Source organism: uncultured Cetobacterium sp. (assembly GCF_947072685.1).
Taxonomy (GTDB): domain Bacteria; phylum Fusobacteriota; class Fusobacteriia; order Fusobacteriales; family Fusobacteriaceae; genus Cetobacterium_A.
Genome location: NZ_CAMTIK010000051.1, coordinates 1 through 2,845, shown reverse-complemented (window position 1 = coordinate 2,845; position 2,845 = coordinate 1). Strand labels below are relative to the sequence as shown.

Here is a 2,845-nt window from a genome sequence, read left to right as displayed (position 1 = left end):
TTTTTTAAAATGCAAAGACTGAAAAAATAGTACGTTTGTGTTTAATTTTATTAAAGTTCTTTTACAGAGGACAAACATACTAAAAAAATGTAAAAAATATATTGAAATTTGATTTTACTTATGTTATTATCTCCTAAAATAAAAAATAATTTTCAAAAGGGACGGTGATAATTATGAGTAATGAAAGAGGTAAATGGGGCTCAAGTATTGGTTTTGTTTTAGCGGCAGCTGGGTCTGCAATCGGTCTTGGAAATCTATGGAAGTTTCCATATTTAGCAGGGAAAAATGGCGGTGGAGCATTTGTTTTGGTATATCTATCTCTGATTGTGATACTTGGATTCTCTTTGATGTTGGGAGAGATGGCAATAGGAAGAAGAGGAAAATCAGATGCTTACGGATCATACAACAACATTAAAAAAGGTTGGGGTGTCATAGGTGTACTGGGTATTTTAGCTTGTTTTTTAATCTATTCATACTACGTTGTTATCGCTGGTTGGATTTTAAAATATATTGGAATATTTGTAACAGGAGGTTTAAGTGGAGATCCTGTGAATTATTTTTCAGATTTTATAGCTTCAGGGACATCTCCGATTATATATAGCTTTGTGGTGCTTGTTGTGACAGCTGCTATCGTTTTAAAAGGTGTTGCAGGTGGAATTGAAAAGGCCAGTAAAATAATGATGCCAATTTTATTTGTATTCATGTTGGTTATAGTTGTGAGATCGGTTACCTTACCAAATGCTTCCGTAGGTATAAAGTACTTTCTAAAACCGGACTTTTCACTTATAACTCCACAGGTTGTAATTGCTGCTTTAGGACAGGTATTTTTTTCTTTAAGTTTAGGTATGGGTGTTATGGTAACTTATGGAAGTTATCTGCCATCAGATACAAAACTTATAAAAAGTGCATTCTATATTCCTGTTCTTGATACAGCGATAGCTCTTTTAGCAGGGCTTGCAATACTTCCAGCAGTTTTTTCTTTCGGGCTTGAGCCCACAGCGGGACCAGGACTTATATTTATTACACTTCCGAAAGTTTTCTCAGCTATGCCTTTTGGAAATATATTTGGGATTATATTCTTTTTACTTGTGTTGTTTGCGGCTTTGACATCAACAATATCTCTATTAGAAGTAGTTGTGTCTTTTGTTGTGGATCAGTTTAAAATGGACAGAAAAAAAGCGACACTGCTTGTAAGTGTTTTGATAGGGATATTAGCAATTCCAAACTCTAACTCGTTTGGATCGATGGCCGATGTAAAAGTTTTCTTTGGAATGAATTTCTTTGATTTCTTAGGCTATGTGACAGACAATCTACTTTTACCAGCAGGTGGACTGTTCCTATGTATCTTTATAGGCTTTGTTTGGAATAGAGACGAGGTTAAAAAAGAGATTACAAACGATGGAGAGATTGAGTTTCCAATGTTTTCTGTTTGGATGATTGGGGTTAAATATTTAGGAATTCAACTGCTTTCACTTATTCTTTTACAGGCGGTTGGAGTACAGAATACAGCACTGGTATATGCTCTTCTCACTATATTTGTTGTGCAGATTCTATGTGGAAGACTGGAGGGAAAAAGAGGAGTAAAAACGGTGTAAAGTATATTTAAAAGTAAAAAACCAGATTCAAAAAATCTGGTTTTTTTATAATTTTATTATTTTTTTAAGAATCTTTTCTCATTGTGAGCGTATCCTGCAACTGAATCTTCAGTTATTTTTGTATCTTTTTTACCTACAAAATTAGCATTTAAGTATTCAATTGAAGTGTTCATATCCTGAAGAAGTAAAGACATCTGTTCCATACTTTGGTCAGCTCTTACAACAGCTCTCATCAGTGTAACATTTTCAAAGTTTTTAGCCAAAGGGTAAGCAGGAAGTTGCCATCCGAAATATCTCAATCTATCTGATAGATCATATTCTGTCCAAGTTCTCTTTGGATCATCTTTTAAACTCCAACAAACTATAGGTATATTTTTACCATCATTTAATATTTTAAATATTTTTAATTTTTCTAAACCTTTTGCTAGGAATAGTCCAACATCTCTAGATTTTTCATGTACAGCTTTATACCCTTCTTTACCCCATCTAACAAAGTTATAGTATTGAGCCCAAATTTGGCTTCCAGGTCTTGAGAAGTTAATTTGGAAAGTAGGTTCAAAAGCTCCAAGGTAAGCTACCTTGAACAGTAACTCTTCAGGTAGATATTCCTTATCTCTCCACAATACCCAACCAAGTCCAGGGTATACAAGTCCAAATTTATGTCCTGAAGTACTGATTGAAACTACGTTTTTAAGTCTGAAATCCCAAACTAAACTCGGTTCTACAAATGGAAGATAAAGTCCTCCAGATGCAGCATCAATATGGATAGGGATAGATAGTTTAGCAGTTTTATTATATTCTTCAACCTCTTTATCAAAGGCCACAACGTCATCAAAAGTTCCTGTATAAGTGATACCCATAATAGGTACAATCCCGATTGTATACTCGTCACAAGCGGCAATAGCAGCTTTAGGATCAAGTCTTAGATTTTCCATATCTGTCATCGGAATCTCTCTTAACTCAACATCCCAGTAAACACAGAATTTTTCCCAAACAACTTGGAATCCAGAACTGACAATCAGATTTGGTTTTTTAGTAACAACATCTATACCAAGTGCAGCAGCTCTTTTTCTCCATCTAAATTTCATAGCCATTCCACCTAGCATACAGGCTTCAGAGGAACCAACAGTAGATGTTCCCATATATGTTTCGTTCTCAGGAGCATTCCAAAGATTAGCTATAATATTAACACATCTTTTTTCAACCTCAGTAGTTTGAGGATACTCAGCCTTATCTATAGCATTTGTAGC

2 protein-coding genes are annotated in these 2,845 nt (G+C 34.6%); one reads left to right on the top strand and one right to left on the bottom strand.

Going from position 1 to position 2,845, the window contains the following annotated elements; genetic code table 11:
* The first annotated feature begins 173 nt into the window (after positions 1–173).
* Entirely contained in the window at positions 174–1,595 is a 1,422-nt protein-coding gene (locus Q0V67_RS10320; RefSeq protein WP_297599330.1) for a sodium-dependent transporter, read from the top strand.
* 56 nt (positions 1,596–1,651) lie between these two features.
* Here the strand turns inward: Q0V67_RS10320 and Q0V67_RS10315 are convergent.
* Positions 1,652–2,845 (bottom strand): glutamate decarboxylase (locus Q0V67_RS10315; RefSeq protein WP_297599328.1); only part of this gene is annotated, 1,194 nt, incomplete at its 5' end.

What these genes read in the sequence shown, in the direction of transcription:
- Q0V67_RS10320 (WP_297599330.1), top strand. Translation starts at nt 174, where the DNA reads ATGAGTAATGAAAGAGGTAAATGGGGCTCAAGTATTGGTTTTGTTTTA.